Here is a 19,481-nt window from a genome sequence, read left to right as displayed (position 1 = left end):
GCGACCGGAAGGGCGAGGCGGACCCTCGGCCTGTCCTCTCCTGGCGTCACCTGGGCGGACTTCCTCACGTACGTCACGAAGCGGCCGCCGGGACCAGCCCTTCCAGCGCGCGTCCACACCGAAGTGCGGCCCGCGCGCCCACAGGAGGCACACGAGCCGCACCGGTTCCGGTTCGGTTCACCGCGTCACGGCATCACCGCGTTCACGGCGTCTCCGGACACTCCTTCCACGCCAGGTGGTAGACGGTGCTGATGTCACCGTCCGTGGAGTCCATCGTCATGAAGCTGACGTCGTTCGGGGAGGTCGTCCCCGCGCTCACGCGCAGCTCCGTGTTGATGTTGAAGTTGCGCTGGACCCCGCAGGGCGCCCAGACCAGTTGGGCCCAGTCGGTGGTGTCCGTGGCCTGCCAGTTGTCGTCGTACGGGCCCGCGAACCGGTGGCTGCGGTACGCCGTGTCCGAGGAGCCCTGGAAGTAGTACGACGCCTTCTGCGTGCCCGTGGCTCCGGGCTGGAGGGAGGCGAAGCCGCGGTAGTCCGCGCTGGCCACGGCGTACGTGAAGCCCTGCGGGACGTGCACCAGCAGACTGAGCTGACAGTTCTTGCGGTAGGCCGTGGGATCGGAGCCGCCCCCGGCCTGCGCGAGGTACTCGCTGTACGTCACGGTGAACGCGGTGTTGTCCGCGGAGACGGCGACCGCGGCGGTGTCCTCGGGACATCCGGAACCGTTCACTGTGGCGACATCGATGACGATCTTGTCCGGGGGCGGGTTGTCGAACCCGGACGACGGGCTGTGCGCGGGTAACGCAGCGGTGAGGAGCGCGGCCGCCGCCGCACTCAGGAGCAGGCCACCAGCCATGATTCTCCATCCTTCGGTGGGCGTGATGTCTCGCTTGGTTTCCCGGGAACTGGTTGAAGCGTCATGTACATGACAGAAATGCGCGCATGCGCTCCCGGCCCCGTGAAGGAGGCATGAAGGTGCGGTGAAGGCCGGGAGCGCTCGCATCGTATGGAGCCGCGGGAGCCTCCGACAGGCCGAACTCCGGCCATTCACTTCCGTCACTCCACGGCACACCAAAAGGCGCATACCGGGACCCTGATGTGAACGAGGAGGCTCCGGTTCATGGACAATGACGCACCGGCACCCCTTGTGGCACCACAACAGGAGGCGCTCCCTTGGAGCTCAGCAGGCGTACGTTCACGGCCCTGGCCGGCACGGCGGCGCTCGGTCTCGCGCTGGCCGGCAGTGGCGGAGCGGCGACCGGCACGAACGGGCCACGCACCGTGCCCACCGGCCCACCACCCCCACCGCCGAGCGCGGACGGCAGACGGCACAGGGTGGGCTTCGACCGCTACTCGATGCTGGTCGACGGCCGGCGCCTGGTGCTGTGGTCCGGCGAGATGCACCCGTTCCGCCTGCCGAGCCCGTCCCTGTGGCGGGACGTGCTGCAGAAGCTGCGCGCCCACGGCCACAACGCGGTCGGCGTCCCCGTGCCGTGGAACCTCCACTCCCCCGCACCCGGCAGGTACGACTTCACCGGCGTGCGGGACCTCGACCGGTTCCTCACCACGGCCGCCGAGGAACGCCTGTACGTCATCCTGCGACCGGGACCGTACCTCGGTGCCGACCTCGACGCCGGCGGCCTGCCGGGGTGGCTGACGGCCACCGGTGGCACCGCGCGGACCGACGACCCGGAGTACCTGCGGCACGTCGACGAGTGGCTCGGCGCGGTCGACGCCATCGCCGTACGGCACCTGTACACCGCGGGCGGCGGCACCGTACTGCTGTACCAGTTCGAGGACGGGTCCGAGGTGCCTGCCGACGATCCGGCAGGACGCGCCTACCTGAGCCACCTGTACACGAAGGTCCGCGCCGACCGCATCGACGTACCGCTGTTCCACGCCGACGCCCGCCTCGACGAACGCGGCGCCGGCCCGCGCACCCCCCGCATCAGGGCCGGGGAGAGCAGCGGGCAGGCCGACGCGTGGGGCGGTACGGCGTCCGGCGGCAAGGGGTACGGCGAGGTGCGGCGCGCCCACGACGCCGCGTCCGAACGCAGCCGCCGGCTGACCGCCCTGGCCGACGGCGTCACCGTGCACAACGTCCGCATGGCGTACGGCGGGACCTCCTGGGGCTGGCTGCCCGGCCCGGGCGTGTACACCTCCTACGACTGCGGCGCGCCGATCGACGAGGCCCGCCGGCCGACGCCGCACCTGGCCCCGTACCAGCAGTTCGGGCACCTGGTGCGGACCGTGCCCGACCTCGCGCGGCTGGACCCGGTGGGTCATGTGCGCGCCGACGACGACCGGCTGACGGTGCGCCACCTGGCCAACCCGGACACCGGCACGCAGGTGTACGTCGTGCGCAACGACTCCGCCGAGCCGGTCACCTCGATGCTGCCGGACAGCGGCATCGACGTGCCGGTCGCCGTCGGCCCGGGCGACGCCAAACTGCTCACCACCGGACTGCGCCTGGGCCGGCGCACACTCGCCTACACCACCGCGCAGCCCATGCTGAGCATGACCACCGGGCGGCAGGACATCGCCGTGTTCGCGGGCCGCGGCGGCGAGACCGCGCAGCTCGCGCTGGACTGCGAGACGCAGCCGGTCACCCACCGGGTCGACCCGGAGTCCGCGTGGTCCTACGACCGGGGCCGGCTGAACGTCGTGGTGCCGCTCGGCCGGGGCGGGCTCAACCGGGTGGTGGTCGAGGGCGGCGACTCCGACACGCCCATGGTGCTGCTGTTCGCCGACGACGCCACCGCGCTGCGCCTGTGGCCCTACGAGACGCCGTCCGGCCCGCTGCTGGTCTACGGGCCCGCGCTGCTGCGCTCGGCCACCCTGCGCGGCTCCACCGTCCACCTCGTCGGCGACGTCGTCGGCGAGACCGGTGTGGAGGTGTGGGGGCCGCGCGGCATCACCGACGTGACATGGAACGGGCAGCCGGTGCCCACCTACCTCGGCATGGCCGGGAGCCTGGTGATGAAGGGCCTGATGCCGGCCGCGCCCACGGTGCCGCTGCCCGTGCCGGGCGGCTGGCGGGCGCGCACCGAGAACCCGGAGTCCGAACCGGACTTCGACGACTCGGCGTGGCCGGTGGCCGACCGCACCGCCTCGCACAGCAGCACACCCGTGCCCGAGGGCGGCCCCGTCCTGTTCGCGGACGACTACGGCTTCCACTACGGCGACGTCTGGTACCGGGGCCGGTTCGAGGACGCGAGCGGCATCGCGTCGGTGTCGCTGTCCTACAGCACCGGCACACAAGGGCTGCTGATGGCCTGGCTGGACGGGCGGGCCCTGGGCACCCACCGCATGCCCGTGCCGGACGAGGACACCGCGCGGCAGGGCACCTGGACGGCGACGGCCACCTTCGAGGTGCCGGCGGCACTGCGCGCGCCGGGGCCGCACGTGCTGTCCCTGCTCGTACGGCCCATGCAGCACGCCGGGGCCGAACGGGCCCGGGGCACGGCGGACGGCACGGCGAGGGACACCTACCGGGCCGCCCGCGGGCTGGTGTCCGTGGAGTTCGGCGGCGGCTCGCCGGCCGTGGAGTGGCGGATCCAGGGGGCCGCCGCACCGGACCGGGTGCGCGGGCCGCTCAACAACGGCGGACTGTACGGGGAACGGAAGGGCTGGCACCTGCCCGGGTTCGACGACCGGGAGTGGCGGACCGCGGAACTGCCGCGCGCGGACCGCTGGCAGGGCGTCGTCTGGTACCGGACCCGCTTCCGGCTGGACGTCGACCCGGACATGGACGCGTCCGTCGGGCTCACCCTGGACGACGACCCGGACCGCGCCTACCGCGCGCAGATCTTCCTCAACGGCTGGAACCTGGGCCAGTACATCAACGACGTGGGCCCGCAGCACACGTTCGTCCTGCCGAACGGGATCCTGCGCACACGGGGCACGAACACACTGGCCCTGGCGGTGCTGTCGGACGGGACCACACCGGCCGGTCCGGGTGACGTCCGGCTGACGCTGCTGGGCGCCGCGCGCGGCGGGATTCCGGTGAAGGCGGTGGACTCACCGGGAAGGTGAGTCTCCGAGGTGGGATTCACGGGTGGGTGAGTCCACCGGCTTCGGTGGGGCTCATGCCAGGCGGATCACGTTCCAGGACAGCGGCTCCAGGACGGCGGAGAGCCGCCCGTCGGCCAGGGTCGTCCCCTCGGCGGGGTGCGGGGTGACCCGCTCGGGCTCGGCGAGGGTGTTGCGGGCGTCCGGGTCGGCGTCCGACAGCACGCTGTGCTCCACGACCGACGTCAACTCCAGGCCGCTGAGGGCGACATCGAGGGGCAGCGCCTCGGTGCGGCTGCGGTTGACGGCGAACACGGTCACCGAGCCGTCCTCGGCGCGCACGGCGGTGGCGTGCAGCAGATCCGCCTCGCCGTACTTCTTCGTCCCGTACGTCGGCGAGTCCACGCGCACGTCCAGCACCTCGCCGCGGCCGTACCGCGAGGCCTGGGCGAACGGGAAGAACGTCGTCTGCCGCCAGGCCGGGCCGCCCGGCTCCGTCATGATCGGCGCGATCACGTTGACGAGCTGCGCCAGGCAGGCGACGGTGACACGGTCGGCGTGCCGGAGCAGCGCGATCAGCAGCGAGCCGAAGACGACCGCGTCGGTGACGCTGTAGTTGTCCTCCAGCAGACGCGGCGCCTCCGGCCAGTCGAGCGCGCTGACCTGCGCTTCGGTGCGGGACAGGTACCAGACGTTCCACTCGTCGAAGGAGAGGTTGATCTTCTTCTTGGACTTCAGGCGGGCGCCGACGTGGTCGCAGGTGGCGACGACGTTCTCGATGAACGACTCCATGTCCACGGCGGAGGCGAGGAAGGAGTCGACGTCGCCGTCGAGCGGCTCGTAGTAGGCGTGCAGGGAGATGTAGTCGACCAGGTCGTACGTCTCCTTCAGGACCGTCGCCTCCCACTCGGCGAACGTCTCCATGGACTGGCCGGAGGAGCCGCAGGCGACGAGTTCGACACCCGGGTCGATCTGCCGCATGGCGCGGGCCGTCTCGGCGGCGAGGCGGCCGTACTCCTCGGCCGTCTTGTGGCCGGTCTGCCAGGGGCCGTCCATCTCGTTGCCGAGGCACCACATGCGGATGCCGAACGGGTCCTTGTCGCCGTGCTCGACGCGCAGGTCCGACAGGGCCGTGCCGGACGGGTGGTTGGCGTACTCCTGCAGTTCCAGGGCCTCGGCGACGCCCCGGGTGCCCAGGTTGACCGCCATCATCGGCTCGGCCTGCGGGCCGATCTTCCTGAGGAAGGCGATGTACTCGGACAGGCCGAAGCGGTTGGTCTCCGTGGAGCGCCAGGCCAGGTCCAGGCGGCGGGGGCGGTCCTCCACCGGGCCGACGGAGTCCTCCCACTTGTAGCCGGAGACGAAGTTGCCGCCCGGATAGCGGATGGCGGTGACGCCGAGTTCGCGGACCAGGTCCAGGACGTCCTGGCGGATGCCGTCGGCGTCCGCGGTGGGGTGGCCGGGTTCGAAGATGCCCGTGTAGACGCAGCGGCCGAGGTGTTCCACGAACGAGCCGAAGAGACGGGGGTCGACCTCACCGACGGTGAAGGCGGGGTCGAGGGTGAAGCGGGCGGTACGCATGGGTTCCTTCCGGGGTTCGGTTTCGTCTAGCGGACGACGGGCCAGCCGTTCTTCTGCCACGTCAGGGCGTTCAGACCGAGCTTGGGGGTGCCTTCGTCCTCGGCGTCGTAGTAGTGGTACGCCAGCCAGTCACGGCCGCGGTCGCGGAAGACCGACTGGCCGCCCGTGCCGACGTACCGGCCGTGGCCGGCCAGGAGGAGGTCGCCGCCGCCCTCCAGGAGCGGGGTGCCTGTGCTGTCGACGTACGGGCCGGTGATGTCCGTGGAGCGGCCGACCTTGATCCTGTAGGTGCTGTTCACGCCCGAGCAGCAGGCGTCGTGGGAGGCGAACAGGTAGTAGTGGCGGCCGTGCTTGACGATCTCCGGGCCTTCGACGGCGTACGGCTCGTCGGGGCGGGTGGCCAGGTGGTGGACGGTCGCGCCCTCGATCGCCCTGCCGGTCGCCGGGTCCAGCTCCACCATGCCGATGCCCGTCCAGTACGAGCCGAACGTCATCCACAGGCGGCCGTCGGCGCGGACCACCGCCGGGTCGATGGCGTTCCAGTGGTCGGTGGTCTCGGAGGAGAAGGCCTTGCCGTGGTCCGTCCAGGTGCCGGGCAGGCCGGTGCGGGAGGTGGCCACGCCGATCGCGGAGTGGTTGGTGCCCCAGGAGGAGACGGCGTAGTAGAGCCAGTAGCGGCCGTCGCGCCAGAACAGGTCGGGGGCCCACGGGTCGCCGGTGTCGTTGTACTCGTACCACCAGCGCGGTGGTTCGGCGAAGGCGTTGCCCGCGTCGTCCCAGTGGACGCGGTCCTTCGAGGTGCGGGCTCCGATGACGCCGCCCGTCGAATAGGCCACGTAGCCGCCGGACTTCAGGCGCATCACGGTCGGGTCGTGGATGATCTGCCGGCCGGTGACCGGCTGCGGGTCCGGGTACGTGACGTCCGCGCGGGCGGAGGTCGGGAGGAGGGCCACGACGGCCGCGGCCAGGAGGGTGACGGTTCTCAGGCGTTTCACGACAGGGTCTCCCGGTGTCACTGGCCGGCCAGACCGGTGTGGGCGACGCCCGCCACGATCTGGCGCTGGAAGAAGACGAACACGACGATCAGCGGCAGGCCCGCCATGAGGCCGCCGGCCATGAGCTGGGCCCACTGGATGCCGTAGGAGTTCATGACGGTCGCGATGCCGTTCGGCATGGTCATCAGGTCGGGGTTGTTGGTCACCATGTACGGCCACAGGAAGTTGTTCCAGGAGCTGATGAAGGTGAAGATGCCGACCGCCGCGAGCGAGGGACGCGACAGCGGCAGGACGATCGTGAAGAAGATGCGCCAGCGGCCCGCGCCGTCGATGAACGCGGCCTCCTCCAGTTCGCGCGGGATGCCCTGGAAGAACTTGTAGAGGATGTAGACCATCGCGGCGGGCGCGCACTGCGGCAGGATCATGCCCCAGTAGGTGTCGACCATGCCCATCTGCTGGACGGTGGTGAACAGCGGGACGCCGAGGACCGCCGGGGAGATCATCAGGCCGGCCATCACCGCGCCCATCAGGACGGCCTTGCCGCGGAACTCGGTGCGGGCGAAACCGTATCCGGCGAGGGCGCTCACCAGCAGGACGACGGTGGTGACGCAGACGGAGACGACGAGGGAGTTCACGAACCAGTCGGTGATGTTGCCGGTCGCGAACATCGCCGACCACGCCTGGCCGGTCCAGTCCTTCGGCAGCCAGTGCGGGGGTACCTCGACGGCCTCCGTCTCCGACTTCAGGGAGGTGAACACGGCCCACGCCAGCGGCGACATGATCACCGCGGCGACGGCGGTGCCGAGGAGGGTGAGGACGATCTGGCTCGGGGTCCAGCTCCGGCGGGGCCTGGTCCGGACCGGTGCTGCGGCGGTGGTCATCGGCCGCCCTCCTCACGGTTGCGCAGCAGCCACATCCGTCCGAGGGCGACGGCCGCGATGAGCACGAAGAAGATGATGGAGATCGCGGAGGCGTAGCCCACGCGGTAGGCGGTGAAGCCCTCTTCGAGGGTGAACTGCACGAAGGTGCGGGTGGAGTCCTCGGGGCCGGGGCCGAAGTCCATCATGACGACGGCCTGGTCGAAGACCTGGAGCGAGGCGAGGATCTGCAGGGCGATCACCAGGCCGGTGATGTTGCGCAGCATCGGCAGGGTGATGTGGACCGTGCGGTGCCAGGCGTTCGCGCCGTCCAGCTTGGCCGCCTCGTACAGGTGGGCGGGAATGCCCTGGAGGGCGGCCAGGTAGAGCAGGAAGCTGAAGCCGACCGTCCACCACAGGGTGCAGATGACGACGGCGAGCATGGCGTACGACGTGTCCGACAGCCACGGCGTGTCGATGCCGAAGACGTGGTTGACCATGCCGGTGCCGGGGTTGAACAGCCACTGCCAGAGGTTGCCGGCGACGGTGGACGGCAGCAGGAACGGCATGAAGAAGCACAGCCGCCACAGCCACGCGCCGCGTTCGATGTGGTGGGCCAGCATCGCCAGCCCGAACGCCAGGACGGTGATGCAGGGCACGACCAGCAGCGTGAAGTAGGCGCTGTGGCCGAGGGAGTCCCACATCAGGTCGTCCCGGAGGGCCTCGCGGTAGTTGTCGAGGCCGACGAAGTTCGCGTCGTCACCGGAGATGTTGGCGTCGGTGAAGCTGAGCCACAGGCCCCGCAGCAGCGGCCAGATCACGAACAGCGCGAACAGCGCCAGGAACGGGGCGACGAACCATCCCCCGTGCTGGAAGCCCTGGCGGCGGCGGACGCCGGCGGTGCCGGCGGCGGTCCTTGCGCGCGCCGGGGCGACGACGGTCTCGGCACTGGCGGTCGTCATGCGGCCGCACCTCCCTCGGCGGCGGTGAGGCCGTCCATCGGGTTCTTCATGGCGAGCAGCTGGGCGAGGACGTTCTTCATCCGGCCGGCCGCGGTTCCCGGCTTGGCAGACCCGGCGGTGGAGGCCATCACGACGGGTCCGATGCGCTGGGCGAGCAGGCCGGTGGAGCCCGCGAACCACACCTTCGGCTCGGTGGCCTGGTGGTCCATCGCGGAGACGTACTCGCTCTGCGGCTTCAGCTTCCGGTACGCGGCCGAGGTCAGGGTCGGCGTGTGGGCGGGGATGTGTCCGCCGCCCGCCCACTGCCGGGCGTGCGTGACGACGTGGGCGGCCAGGCGGTGGGCGGCGTCGTTGCCGGTGCCGCCGCGGTCGGACTGGTGCGGCAGCACGAAGGCGTGGGACTCGGCGTGGGTGGCCTGCGTGCCGAAGACGGGCGGCAGCGGCACGGCACCGTAGTCGAGCTTCGCGGTGTCGAAGACCGGCACCGACCAGTTGCCCTCCAGGGTGAACGGGGCGCCGTTGACGAACTGTTCGGCGTCGGCGGCCCCGGGGACGGTGTAACCGTCGGTGATGTGCCGGCGCAGGAACTCCAGGACCTCGGTGGCCTTGTCGGTGTCGAAGGTGACCTCGGTGTTGCCCGCGTCGAACCAGGTGCCGCCCAGCTGGGTGTAGAAGGCGACGAACATCCACCACTGGATGTTGAGGTCGTTGACGTGCAGGCCGAGCGTCTGCAGTCCGCCGCGGGTGGCCTTCTTGGCCTCCTTCAGCATCGCGAACCAGTCGTCGGTCGACGTCACCGGCACCATCCGGCCGTCGTCGCCGAGCAGCCCCGCCTTCTTCAGCACGTCCCTGCGGTAGAAACAGAGTTGTACGTGGATGTCGAGGGGCAGGGCGTACAGCTTGCCGTCGACGACGGCGCGCCTCCACAGGTCCGGGTTGAAGTCCTTCTCGTGCACGCCGTACCGGGCGAGCAGGTCCACGTCCCAGGGGTCGAGGAGGCGGCCCGGCGAGAAGCCGGGGACCCGGCCGAGGTGCATCACGGCGAGGTCCGGCGCGCGGTTGCCCGCGGCGGCCATCGCGAGCTTGGTGTAGTACGGGTTGCCCCACTGGAGGGTGGAGTCCTTCACGTCGATGCCCGGGTGCTCCGCGCGGAAGGAGTCCAGCATCGCGATCATGTTGTATCCGTCGCCGCCGCTGAAGAGGTTCCAGTAGCGCACCCGGGTGTCCGCCCCGGAGGCGAGCGCGTCGGCCCCCGTTCCGAGCGCCGCGAAGCCGAAGCTGCCGGCGATCGTCAACCCGCCCATTCCGGCGAGGAGTTGCCTGCGATTCAGGCCAGGTCGTCCCATGCCCTGCCCCATCTGCTCATCGTATGTTCGAAATATCGGATGGCGCTCGTAACTTCGAACGGACCGTAAGTGTGATGGACCGGCACGTCAATGGTTCGCACAAGACTCGGGCCGGACTTTTCCCGGGCCCGCTCCGAGCACGAACGGGCACCGTCCGGTCGTCCACCGAGCGACAACGGTCAACGGATCGCATGACGCGGGCACTTCCGTCCGCGTAGGCTCGAACGGCCTCGAGTACGACGAGTACGGCGGCGAGTACGGCGCGAGTGGGAGCGAGGGAGCGGAATGGGGTTCGCGGACGCGGCCATGGGCCCGGCCTCGTTCCTCAGCGAGTTCTACACGTCCTTCTGGTGGATCCCGGCCGCCGTGCTGGCCGCCGCCCTGGCGATCAAACTGCCCACGATCTTCCGGCTCTGGACGGACCCGCTGCTGCGCGCCGTCGGCGGGCTGCTGCTGCTCGCCTGCGCCGTGTTCGTCTTCGTCGCGCCCTCGACGATCGTCTGGGTCAACCGGGTCACCGGCGTGCCGAACATCTCCGCGCCCTGGGTGTACTCGCTGCTCACCGCGTTCTGCGGCTCCTGCCTGCTGCTGATCATCGCCTGGCGCGACGGCCTGTCGGAGCACTCCGCGCCGACCCGCCGCGCCACCCGCCTGGTCGTCGCCGCCTACGGAGGCGTGATCGTCGCGCTGTGGGTGCTGTTCGCCCTCGCCGACGTGCCCGTGGAGCGGACCCGGGACCTGGACACCTACTACGCCAACACGCCGTTCATGCGCGAGGCGATCCTGCTGTACCTCCTCGCCCACACCACCGCCGGACTCGTCACGTCCAAGCTGATCTGGAACTGGATCCGCACCGACGGACTCGACGCCTGGCTGCGCTGGGGACTGAAGTTCCTGGGCGTCGGATACGCGCTCAACCTGGCCTTCGACGCCGCCAAACTCACGGCGGTGGCGGCCCGTTGGACCGGCAACGACCTGGACTGGCTCAGCCTGAACGTGGCCCCGGCACTGGCCTGCGCGTCCGCCGTGTCGATCGCGGTCGGCTTCATCCTGCCGCACGCCGGCCAGTACCTGCACGGACGCTGGCGGATCCGCCTGGCCCACCGCCGGCTGCGGCCGCTGTACCGGCTGATGCGCGGCGTGCACGGCAGCGGCGTGCCACTGCTGCTGCGCGCCAGCCCCGAACTGCGCCTGACCCGCCGCGAGACCTTCATCCGGGACGTCCTGATGCCGCTGGCCCGGCGCACCGACGAGCGGCTGCGCGAACGGTCCTACGCCGCCGCCCTCGGCCTCGGCCACCCGCCGGAGCGGGCCAGGGCCCTCGCCGCGGCCGTGGTGATCCTCGACGCCGTGCGGGCCGGTGCGGAACCGGAGCACGGCGACGGCGGCCAGGGCCCCGACACCACGGAACTCCTCCGCGAGATCGGAGCCGTCTCACGCGCCCTGCGCCACCCCGACGTCATCCGGGAGGTCCGCGCCCGCGCCGCGGCACCCGAGGACACCGCGGCGGTCACCGAGTGACGGGCCCGCACACGGAACTGGCCGGGACGGCACCCGTCTTGGCATATTGCACAGGTGACCGAGCGACACCCAGGGGAACAGGGAGACAGCGGTGCGTACCAGGAAGGAGATGCGTCGTCTCGCTGACGCCCTCATCGACCCCATCCAGGTGGCCGTACCGGCCGACCCGGAGGTCCTGTTCGAGGCGCTCGTCGCGTCCGTCAGCACCTGGCGGGGACGCGACGTCGTCGTCCACCGCGCGTCGTTCCCGCCGCACACCGCGAGCGGACTGTGGCTCGAACGCGACACCCACGACGACGTGGTGGTGGACGAACGGGCCGCCGTGTGGCACCAGATCGTGATCTTCTGCCACGAGGTGTGGCACATGAACCGCCGCGACGCGGACGCCGAAACCGGCCACGGGCCCCGCCCGGTCGCCGCGCGCACCGACTTCAGCCTGGCCGAGGAACAGGAGGCCGACCGCTTCGGCATGCTGATGGGGCGCAGGCTGCGCACCTGGCTGGACGCCTCCACCGACTCGGTGTTCGCCGCGGAGGGCGGCGTCCCCGACGACCCGCAGGACCTCGCCGGGCGCATCGGGGCCGCGCTCAACTACCGCGGGACACGAAGATGAGCGGCCTGATCAACTACGTCAGCTGCGGGGTGCTGTGGCTCGGGCTGTTGGTGAAGGCACCCGACCTGCTGCGGCACCGGCACGATCCCTACCTGCGGGCGATCTGCGCGGTGCTGGGGCTGGCCGGGCTGTGCTTCTTCCTCGGGGCGCCGCCGACGGTCGGCGCGGTCAACCGGATCGGCGGCGTGCCGAACCTCGCCGCGCCGGTCACCTACGCGGCGATCACCGGCTACTGCGCCGCCTCGCAGGTGCTGATCGTGCACTGGCGCGGCGGGCCCCGCGTGCACCGCACCGCCCGCCGCTGGATCCTCGCCTACGCCGTCGTCGTCGTCGGCATCGCGGTGACCTTCACCCTCGGGGACGCGCCGGTGGAGCGCCGCACCGACCTGGACACCTACTACGCCACGACCCCGTTCATCGCCCAGATGATCGTGCTGTACCTGCTCGCGCACCTCACCACCGTCACCGTCACGACGGTGTCGTCGCTGCGCTGGGCGCGCCGGGTGCGCGGCGGACTGCGGGCCGGGCTGCTCCTGCTCGGGGCGGGCGCGCTGTGCGGCGCCGGGTACAGCCTCGCCAAACTGGTCGCGGTCGGCGCCCGCTGGTCCGGGCGGGACTGGTCGCAGCTCGGCACCACCGTCTCCCCCGCCGCCGCCGGACTGGGCGCGCTGCTCACGGTCGTCGGCGTGCTGGTCCCGCTCGCCACGCCCCGGGTCGCCGAGTGGCGGCTGGCCCGGCGGACGTACGCCCGGCTGGAGCCCCTGGAGCGGACGCTGGACGACCTCCTCACCCGCCGCACCCTGCGGCTGCCCCGGCCCCGGTTCGCCTCCCCCACCACCCGGCTGATGTGGCGTCAGACCAGCGTCCTCAACGCGCTCGGCCACCTCGACGTGTACTTCGACCCGGACCTGTACGACCGGACGCGCGCCGCCGTGCTGCGGGCGACGGGCGACGAGGAACGGGCCGGGGCCGCCGCCTGGGCCGCGGTGATCGACGCGGCGGTACGGCGGGAGGCGGACGCGGGACGGCAGGCCGCGCCGCCGGCCGGCGCCGGCCGGGCCCTCGACCGGGTGCCGGACCCGGCCGCCCTGCCCCGGATCGCCGACGCGCTGGCCGGCGGCGTCCCGCTGCCCGCGCCCTCCGCGGTGCCGACCGGTACGACGACGGCGGGCACCGTATGAGGGCCCGGAGCGGCGCGCACGGGCCCGGGCGGGCCGCAGCGGCACCGGCCGCGGGGAGGTGCCCGGCGTGAGCACCGTCGTCTACCTGGCCGCGTTCGTGTTCGCGATGACCTCCGTGCTGCTGTTCCGCCGCCCGCGCCGGGCCATGCGCAACCCGCTGACCCTGTCCACGTGCGTGGCGGTCGTCCTCGGCGCGCTGGTCTTCGTCTGCGCCGCCCCGGCCACCCTGGCCACCGTCAACCGCCTCACCGGCGTCCCCAACTTCGGTGCGCCGCTGACCTACGGGATGCTCTCCGCGTACAGCTGCTCCGTGCTCGTCCTGCTGATCAACTGGCGGGGCGGCTCCCGCGAACGGGTGCGGCGCCTGGTGCTGCGCTGCATGGCCGCCTACGGGCTGCTGATCGCCGCCATCGTGGTGCTGTTCCTGCTCGCCGAGGCGGACACCGAGCGGCTCAACGACCTCGACACGTACTACGCCAACACGCCGTTCATGCGGGAGATGATCCTGCTGTACCTGCTCGGGCACAGCGCGGCGATGCTGGCGATGTGCACGGTGTGCGTCAAGTGGGGGCGCGAGGTCGGCGGGCTGCTGCGGACCGGGCTGCGGCTGATCCTGGTGGGCTCGCTGCTGGACGTGGTGGGCTTCCAGGTCGCCAAGTACACGGCGGTCGTGGCCCGTTGGACCGGACACGACCTGGACTTCCTGTCCACCACGCTGGCGCCGCCGATGGCCTCGCTGGCCGCGCTGCTGTGTTCGGCGGGGTTCGTGCTGCCGCGGCTGCTGCCGTCGGCGCGGGCCCAGTGGCGGGCGCTGGGCGACTACCGGCGGCTGGCGCCGCTGTGGACCCTGGTGCGGTCGGTGTCCACCGCGCCCAAGCCGCCGACCGGCTGGTGGCAGCTGCCGCAGGCCCGCCTGCAGTGGCGCGAGGTGTCGATCCACGACGCGCTGCTCGCGCTCGCGCCGTACTTCGACCACCGCGTCCGCGAGCGGGTCCGCGACGGTGCGCTGCGCGCGGGCGGCACGCCGCACCGGGCCCGGCTCGCGGCGGAGGCCGCGATGCTCGCCGACGCGGCGCGGCGGGCCGCCGCCCGGGAGGAACCGCCCGAGGCCGCCGCCGCGTACCGGCTGCACGCCACCGAGATGTCCGGCACCAGCGGGCTGGTGGAGCTGGCCCAGGAACTCAACCGTCCGCCCGCCGCGGCCACCGCGCCCGGCGGCACGGTGCCGCCGCTGGCCGAACCCGAGGAGCCCCATGTCGCATAGAGCTGTCGTCGTCGGTGCCGGTCTGGCCGGCCTGCTGGCCGCGGCCGTGCTGTCCGCCGCCGGAGTGGACGAGGTGGTCGTGCTGGACCGGGACGACCTGCCCGAGGGCCCCGAGCACCGCAAGGGGCTGCCGCAGGGGCGGCACGCGCACCTGCTGATGACCGGCGGCATGGACGCCGTGGAGGAGCTGCTGCCGGGTGCGGGCGTGCGCGAACGGCTGCTGGCCGCGGGGGCGCACGAGGTCTCGCTCAGCTCGGGCATGCTGGCCCGCACGCCCGAGGGCTGGCTGCGGCGGTGGCGGCGCGAGGGCCCGGTCATGGTGACGTGCACCCGGGCACTGCTGGACTGGGTGGTGCGCACGGCGGTGCGGGAGCGGACCGCGGTGGAGTTCCGCCGGGCGGCGGCGGTGGGACTGACCGGCTCCCGGGATCGGGTGCGGGGGGTGCGGATCGCGGCGCCCGGCGGGGACGTGGACCTGGAGGCGGACCTGGTCGTCGACGCGAGCGGACGCGGCACCCGGGTGGTCGGCTGGCTGGGCGGGCTCGGGGTGAGCGGGGTGCGGGAGCGGGCGGTGGACTCCGGGCTGGTCAACGCGTCGCGGGTGTACCGGGTGCCGGACGGCGCGGAACGGTTCCCGCTGACGATCGTGCAGGCCGATCCGTACGTGTCCCGGCCGGGCCGCAGCGCGATGGTGATGCCGGTCGAGGGCGGCCGCTGGCTGGTGAGCTGCGGCGGCTCCCGCGGCGGTGAACCGCCGGCGGACCCCGAGGGCTTCCTGCGGTACACGCTCGACCTGCCGGACCCGATCGTGGGGCGGCTGATCTCCGGCGCGGAGCCGCTGACCGATGTGCATCTGAGCCGGTCGACCAGCAATGTGCGGCGCCACCTGGAGAAACTGCCGCACTGGCCGGAGGGGTTCGTGGTGCTCGGGGACGCGCTGGCCACGTTTAATCCGGCGTACGGGCACGGGATGTCGGTGGCCGCGTTCGGGGCGCGCGTCCTCGGCCGGGAGCTGGACCGGGCCGGCTCCCTCACCGCGCCCGGGCTCGCCCGGCGGGTGCTGCGGGGCGCGGCGCGCTCGGCGGACGCGGCGTGGACCATGGCGGTCAGCCAGGACGTCCTCTACCCGGGTGTGCGCGGCGGCCGCCCGACGCCGGGCGACCGCGTCCTCACCGCCTACACGCGCCGCATGATGAAGGCGGCCACCGGCTCGTACGCGGCGGCCTCGGCGATCTGGGACGTCACCAGCCTGCGCACGCCGCCGACCCGCATGTTCCGTCCCGGCGCCGTCCTCGCGGCCCTCGCCGGCTCCCCGCTGCCGCCGTCGACCGAACCGCCGTTGACCCCGGAGGAACGCAACGTCCTCCGGGGCCTGGACCGCACCGGCGTGTGACCGGACGCACCGGCGGGCGACCGGGCGCGGCGGCGTGCGATCGGGCGCGGCGGGCGGGGGCGGGCGACCGGGCGCGGCGGGCGGGGGCGGGCGACCGGGCGCGGCGGGCGGGGCGCGGCGGGCGGGGCGCGGCGGGAGGGGGCGGGGGTGGGGTCAGCCCGCGAACGCCGGCTGGGCCACCCCCTGACCCGCTCCCGGGACCACCAGCAGCGAGCCCGCGAGCGGGTGGGGTGCCGTCAGGCCGACGCGGGCCGTGGTGAGGTACAGGTCGGTCAGGTCGGGGCCGCCGAAGGCGCACGCCGTGACGCGGGGCACGGGCAGCGGGATCTCCCGGTCCAGGTCGCCGGCCGGGGTGTAGCGGCGGACCGCGCCGCCGTCCCACAGGGCGACCCAGACGCAGCCGTCGGCGTCGACGGTGAGGCCGTCCGGGAAGCCGGCGCCCTCCTCGATCGTGACCAGGCAGCGGCGGCCGGTGATCCTGCCGTCCGCCTCGCCGACGTCGAACACGTCGACGCGGCGGGTCGGCGAGTCGATGTAGTACATCAGCCGGCCGTCGGGGCTCCAGCCGATGCCGTTGCTCACCGCCACGTCGTCGAGGAGGGCGTGGACCGTGCCGTCGCCGGTGACGCGGGCGAGCGTGCCGCCGCCGGGCGCCTCGTCGTAGCGCATGGTGCCCGCCCACAGGCTGCCGTCGGGGGCGACGGCGGCGTCGTTGGCGCGGCGGCCGGGGACGGGTTCGCGGTGCAGCCAGCGGAAGGTGTCGTCGGCGTCGAGCAGGCCGATGCCGTCCCGCAGGTTCAGCACCAGGCCGCCGCCCGCGCGGGGCTTGACGGCGCCCACGTGCTGGTCGGTGCGGCGCAGGGTGCGGCGGCCGGTGGCCGGGTCGTAGGTGTGGACGCGGGAGCCGAGGATGTCGATCCACAGCAGGCGGCCGGTCGCCGGATCCCAGGTGGGCCCCTCACCGAGGGCCGCCTCCGCCCGGACGGCCACGTCGAAGGTGTGTGTCATGCCATGCTCCGGTGGCCCAGACGCTCGGACAGGTCGGCCGCACCCTTCACGGCGAGTTCCTCCAGTTCGCCCAGCCGCTCCTCGCTCCAGCGGATCATCGGCACGGAGATGGACAGCGCGGCGACCACCTGGCCGGTGCGGTCGCGCACCGGCGCGGCGACACAGCTGACGTCCGGATTGGACTCCCGGCTCTCCACGGCGACGCCCCGGGCACGGATCCCGGCAAGGGTCTCGCGCAGGACGGCCGGGTCGGTGATGCTGTTGGGGGTCATCGCGACCAGGTCCGCGTCGTCGGGAAGGCGCGCGGCGAGCTCGTGCTCGGGAAGGGAGGCCAGCAGCATCTTGCCGACGGACGTGCAGTGGGCGGGCAGCCTGCGGCCGGCCGCCGACACCATGCGCACCGCGTGCGTGGAGTCCACCTTGGCGATGTAGATGACGTCGGTGTCCTCCAGGATCGCCACGTGCACCGTCTCGTCGCAGGTCTCGGCGACGGCCCGGGCGACCTGCTGGCCCTCGGCGGCGAGGTCGAGGTGCTCGGCGTAGCGGGCGCCGAGCTGGTACGGGCGTACCCCGAGCCGGTAGCGGCCCGGCTGGCCGGCCACCGGGACGATGTACTTCCGGGCGGCGAGCGTGGTCACCAGCTCGTGGACGGTGGTGCGCGGCAGCTGGAGCCGGCGCACGATGTCGGGGGCGGAGAGCGTGCCGTCCCCGTCGAGGAAGAGCTCCAGAATGTCGAGAGCCCGGGTCACGGCTGGTACGAGGCGTCCCACGACCGGCCCCCTCCCTAATGTGTCTCAGGCGCCTGCGGTCGTTCGAGATTTCAACAGGCGATCGGAATGGCGAACACACAGGCTAGCCACACGGGCCGTACCGGGCAATGGGCCCACGGTCACCACATGCACCGGTCACCGCTCCACGACACGCACCGCCCGGTGCGCGACGATGGTTCCGTGCCCACCGGACGCCGTCCCGCCGCCCCGTTCACCCCGCGCGACTTCCAGCTCGTGCTGCTGCGCCGCATGGCCGACTTCAACCCGGGCCCGGTCGAGGACGCCCGGCGCGAACTGGGCGCCTCCCCCGCCGACCTGCGCGAGGCCAACAGGCGCTGGCAGGCGATGGTCCGCTCGCCGCGCTCCCGACCGGCCCTGTCCCGGTACCGCTCGGTGCTCGGCGAGCCGGAGTCCCGGACCCCGCGCCGGATCGGCGACCTCGACTGCGAGGCCTGGCAGTGGCCGCTCCCGCTCTGGCCGGACCTGCGCTTCGAGGTCCTGACCCCGGCGGCCGGGGGCGCGGTGTGGAACGAGTGGCTGGTCCGCGCGCCGTCCGCCGCGCCGCCGCCGCTGCGCACGGTGGAGGACCTCACGCCGTGGTCCTGCACGGTCGACGAGGCCGCCCGCGCCTTCGCCCCGGCCCGTCCCCTGGAGGGCACGGCGCCGACCCGCTGGGGCCTGGCCCTGACCGCACCGGACGCCCGCGGTGAACTCCGTGACGTGGTCGCGGAGTTCACGTGGGGGCTGTTGCAGCGTACGGCGGTCAGCGAGCCGCGGCGCTGAGCAGGTGCTTCACGACGCGCGGCACCGACTCCGGGTGCAGCCACAGGAACAGGTTGGGTTCGACCAGTTCCAGTTCCATCACCCGCGGCCGGCCGTCCTCGCCGTCCACGAGGTCGACGCGCGCGTACAGCAGCTCCGGTGCTCCGGGCACGGCGGCCAGCGCCCGCTCCGCGACGTCGAGTTCGGCGGCGGTGGGGGTCCAGGCGGTCAGCCCCGGGTGGGCGACCTTGCGCTGGTCGTAGGGCGTGCCCGGGGCGAGGACCGCGCCCTTGCGGCCGGCGTGCAGCAGGCTCCCGCCGAAGAACTGCACCGCCCGCTCCCCGGCGGTGTCGATGCTGCGCACATAGGGCTGCACCATCGCGGTGAACCCCTCGTCGTGCATGCGCCGCACATGCCGTACGGCCGTGTCGTGCTCGGCGGGCGTGTAGCGGGCGGCGAACCGGGCGCCGGCGCCGGAGGTCGGCTTGACCACGTACTCGTGGGTGTCGGGGAGGACGACGGTGTCGCCGGGCGCCAGGTACCGGGTGTCCACCACCGGCACCCCGGCCGCGGCGAGGTCCCCGAGGTAGCGCTTGTCGGTGTTCCACCGCACCACGTCCGCCGGATTGGCGAGCCGGGTGACGGCGGCGCACCGCTCCGCCCACGCGGTGAACTCGGCGGACCGCCAGCTGTAGTCCCACGTCGACCGGATCACGGCGAGGTCGAAGGCGCCCCAGTCCACGTCGCCGTCGTCCCACACCTCGGCGGACGCCTCCGCCCCGGCCTCCCGCAGGGCGGACACCAGCCCGGGCAGGTCCCGGTCCTCGGCCACGTCGGGCCCGGGCCGGCAGGTCACGAGCGCGATACGGGGCACGGCGACTCCTCCTTCTCCGCACAGCCGGCCGGCCACACGGCCGACCGACCGGCAGGCTAACAGCCCCGCTCCCGCACCCGGCGCCCGCACACCACCCGTCCGACCACGGTGACCTGCACCTTTACGGCCTTCCCGGCACGGCTGTCCGCGCCGACTGGCCGGCCTGGCGGCCTGGCGGCCGGTCGGCCGGTCGGCCGGTCGGGCGGGCGGTCGGCCGGCCGACGATGCGGACCAGCGCCACCGCGGGGCGCCCGGCGCTGCCCGGTCACCGCCGCCGGACGGGACCGGAGCGGGCGCCGGCAGCCGCTTGACCTTCCCCTTCGGGCAAGCCCCAGGATCGGTG

General features: G+C 72.9%; 16 protein-coding genes. 7 read left to right on the top strand and 9 right to left on the bottom strand.

The window, feature by feature from the left end; all coding sequences use genetic code 11:
* Positions 1 to 202: 202 nt before the first annotated feature.
* Positions 203 to 856 carry a DUF4360 domain-containing protein gene (locus FGW31_RS23845; protein WP_142195541.1) on the bottom strand — a complete coding sequence of 218 codons (654 nt, stop codon included), beginning with the start codon at positions 854 to 856 and terminating at the stop codon, positions 203 to 205.
* A 317-nt stretch (positions 857 to 1,173) separates the two neighbouring features.
* Here FGW31_RS23845 and FGW31_RS23840 point away from each other — a divergent pair, with 317 nt between their 5' ends.
* A complete protein-coding gene (locus FGW31_RS23840; RefSeq protein ID WP_142195540.1) occupies positions 1,174 to 4,035 on the top strand; it encodes a glycoside hydrolase family 35 protein in 2,862 nt (953 codons plus the stop codon).
* Between the two features lie 51 nt (positions 4,036 to 4,086).
* Here the strand turns inward: FGW31_RS23840 and arfA are convergent, their stop codons facing one another.
* Genes arfA through FGW31_RS23815 form a run of 5 tightly spaced genes read right to left on the bottom strand, consistent with a single transcriptional unit; the run spans position 4,087 to position 9,752 of the window.
* Positions 4,087 to 5,592, bottom strand: a complete 1,506-nt coding sequence (arfA, locus tag FGW31_RS23835; RefSeq protein WP_142195539.1) for an arabinosylfuranosidase ArfA — start codon at positions 5,590 to 5,592, stop codon at positions 4,087 to 4,089.
* 26 nt (positions 5,593 to 5,618) lie between these two features.
* Positions 5,619 to 6,587 (bottom strand): arabinan endo-1,5-alpha-L-arabinosidase, encoded by a 969-nt coding sequence (locus tag FGW31_RS23830; protein ID WP_142195538.1) that lies wholly within the window; start codon positions 6,585 to 6,587, stop codon positions 5,619 to 5,621.
* 17 nt (positions 6,588 to 6,604) lie between these two features.
* Entirely contained in the window at positions 6,605 to 7,468 is an 864-nt protein-coding gene (locus tag FGW31_RS23825) for a carbohydrate ABC transporter permease (protein ID WP_142195537.1), read from the bottom strand.
* A complete protein-coding gene (locus FGW31_RS23820; RefSeq protein ID WP_142195536.1) occupies positions 7,465 to 8,406 on the bottom strand; it encodes a carbohydrate ABC transporter permease in 942 nt (313 codons plus the stop codon). Before FGW31_RS23820 ends, FGW31_RS23825 begins: the two co-directional genes overlap by 4 nt.
* A complete protein-coding gene (locus FGW31_RS23815; protein WP_142195535.1) occupies positions 8,403 to 9,752 on the bottom strand; it encodes an extracellular solute-binding protein in 1,350 nt (449 codons plus the stop codon). The genes FGW31_RS23820 and FGW31_RS23815 overlap by 4 nt, the downstream gene beginning before the upstream one ends.
* A gap of 285 nt (positions 9,753 to 10,037) precedes the next feature.
* On the opposite strand from FGW31_RS23815, the gene FGW31_RS23810 reads away from it, so the two are divergent.
* From FGW31_RS23810 to FGW31_RS23790, 5 genes are all read left to right on the top strand, one after another.
* Positions 10,038 to 11,273 carry an MAB_1171c family putative transporter gene (locus FGW31_RS23810; RefSeq protein ID WP_142195534.1) on the top strand — a complete coding sequence of 412 codons (1,236 nt, stop codon included), beginning with the start codon at positions 10,038 to 10,040 and terminating at the stop codon, positions 11,271 to 11,273.
* Between the two features lie 109 nt (positions 11,274 to 11,382).
* Entirely contained in the window at positions 11,383 to 11,886 is a 504-nt protein-coding gene (locus FGW31_RS23805; protein ID WP_202432144.1) for a toxin, read from the top strand.
* Positions 11,883 to 13,067, top strand: a complete 1,185-nt coding sequence (locus tag FGW31_RS23800) for an MAB_1171c family putative transporter (RefSeq protein ID WP_142195532.1) — start codon at positions 11,883 to 11,885, stop codon at positions 13,065 to 13,067. The genes FGW31_RS23805 and FGW31_RS23800 overlap by 4 nt, the downstream gene beginning before the upstream one ends.
* A 67-nt stretch (positions 13,068 to 13,134) precedes the next feature.
* The gene (locus FGW31_RS23795; RefSeq protein WP_142195531.1) at positions 13,135 to 14,331 is read left to right on the top strand and encodes an MAB_1171c family putative transporter; all 1,197 of its coding nucleotides are present in this window, start codon (positions 13,135 to 13,137) and stop codon (positions 14,329 to 14,331) included.
* Positions 14,321 to 15,724 carry an FAD-dependent monooxygenase gene (locus tag FGW31_RS23790; protein ID WP_142195530.1) on the top strand — a complete coding sequence of 468 codons (1,404 nt, stop codon included), beginning with the start codon at positions 14,321 to 14,323 and terminating at the stop codon, positions 15,722 to 15,724. Before FGW31_RS23795 ends, FGW31_RS23790 begins: the two co-directional genes overlap by 11 nt.
* A gap of 153 nt (positions 15,725 to 15,877) precedes the next feature.
* On the opposite strand, the gene FGW31_RS23780 is transcribed toward FGW31_RS23790, so the two are convergent.
* Both FGW31_RS23780 and FGW31_RS23775 read right to left on the bottom strand, forming a co-directional pair.
* Complete coding sequence (locus FGW31_RS23780; RefSeq protein ID WP_142195529.1) at positions 15,878 to 16,732, bottom strand: SMP-30/gluconolactonase/LRE family protein; 855 nt, start codon at positions 16,730 to 16,732, stop codon at positions 15,878 to 15,880.
* Entirely contained in the window at positions 16,729 to 17,502 is a 774-nt protein-coding gene (locus FGW31_RS23775; protein WP_142195528.1) for an IclR family transcriptional regulator, read from the bottom strand. Before FGW31_RS23775 ends, FGW31_RS23780 begins: the two co-directional genes overlap by 4 nt.
* 126 nt (positions 17,503 to 17,628) lie before the next feature.
* Between FGW31_RS23775 and FGW31_RS23770 the strand changes: the two genes are divergently transcribed.
* Positions 17,629 to 18,285, top strand: a complete 657-nt coding sequence (locus tag FGW31_RS23770; protein WP_142195527.1) for a hypothetical protein — start codon at positions 17,629 to 17,631, stop codon at positions 18,283 to 18,285.
* Here the strand turns inward: FGW31_RS23770 and FGW31_RS23765 are convergent.
* Positions 18,266 to 19,138: an ATP-grasp domain-containing protein gene (locus FGW31_RS23765; protein ID WP_142195526.1), complete on the bottom strand. Its 873-nt coding sequence runs from the start codon at positions 19,136 to 19,138 to the stop codon at positions 18,266 to 18,268. The genes FGW31_RS23770 and FGW31_RS23765 overlap by 20 nt on opposite strands.
* Positions 19,139 to 19,481: the final 343 nt, after the last annotated feature.

Source organism: Streptomyces calvus (genome assembly GCF_006782915.1).
Taxonomy (GTDB): Bacteria; Actinomycetota; Actinomycetes; order Streptomycetales; family Streptomycetaceae; genus Streptomyces; species Streptomyces calvus.
This window is presented reverse-complemented; position numbering and strand designations above follow the sequence as displayed.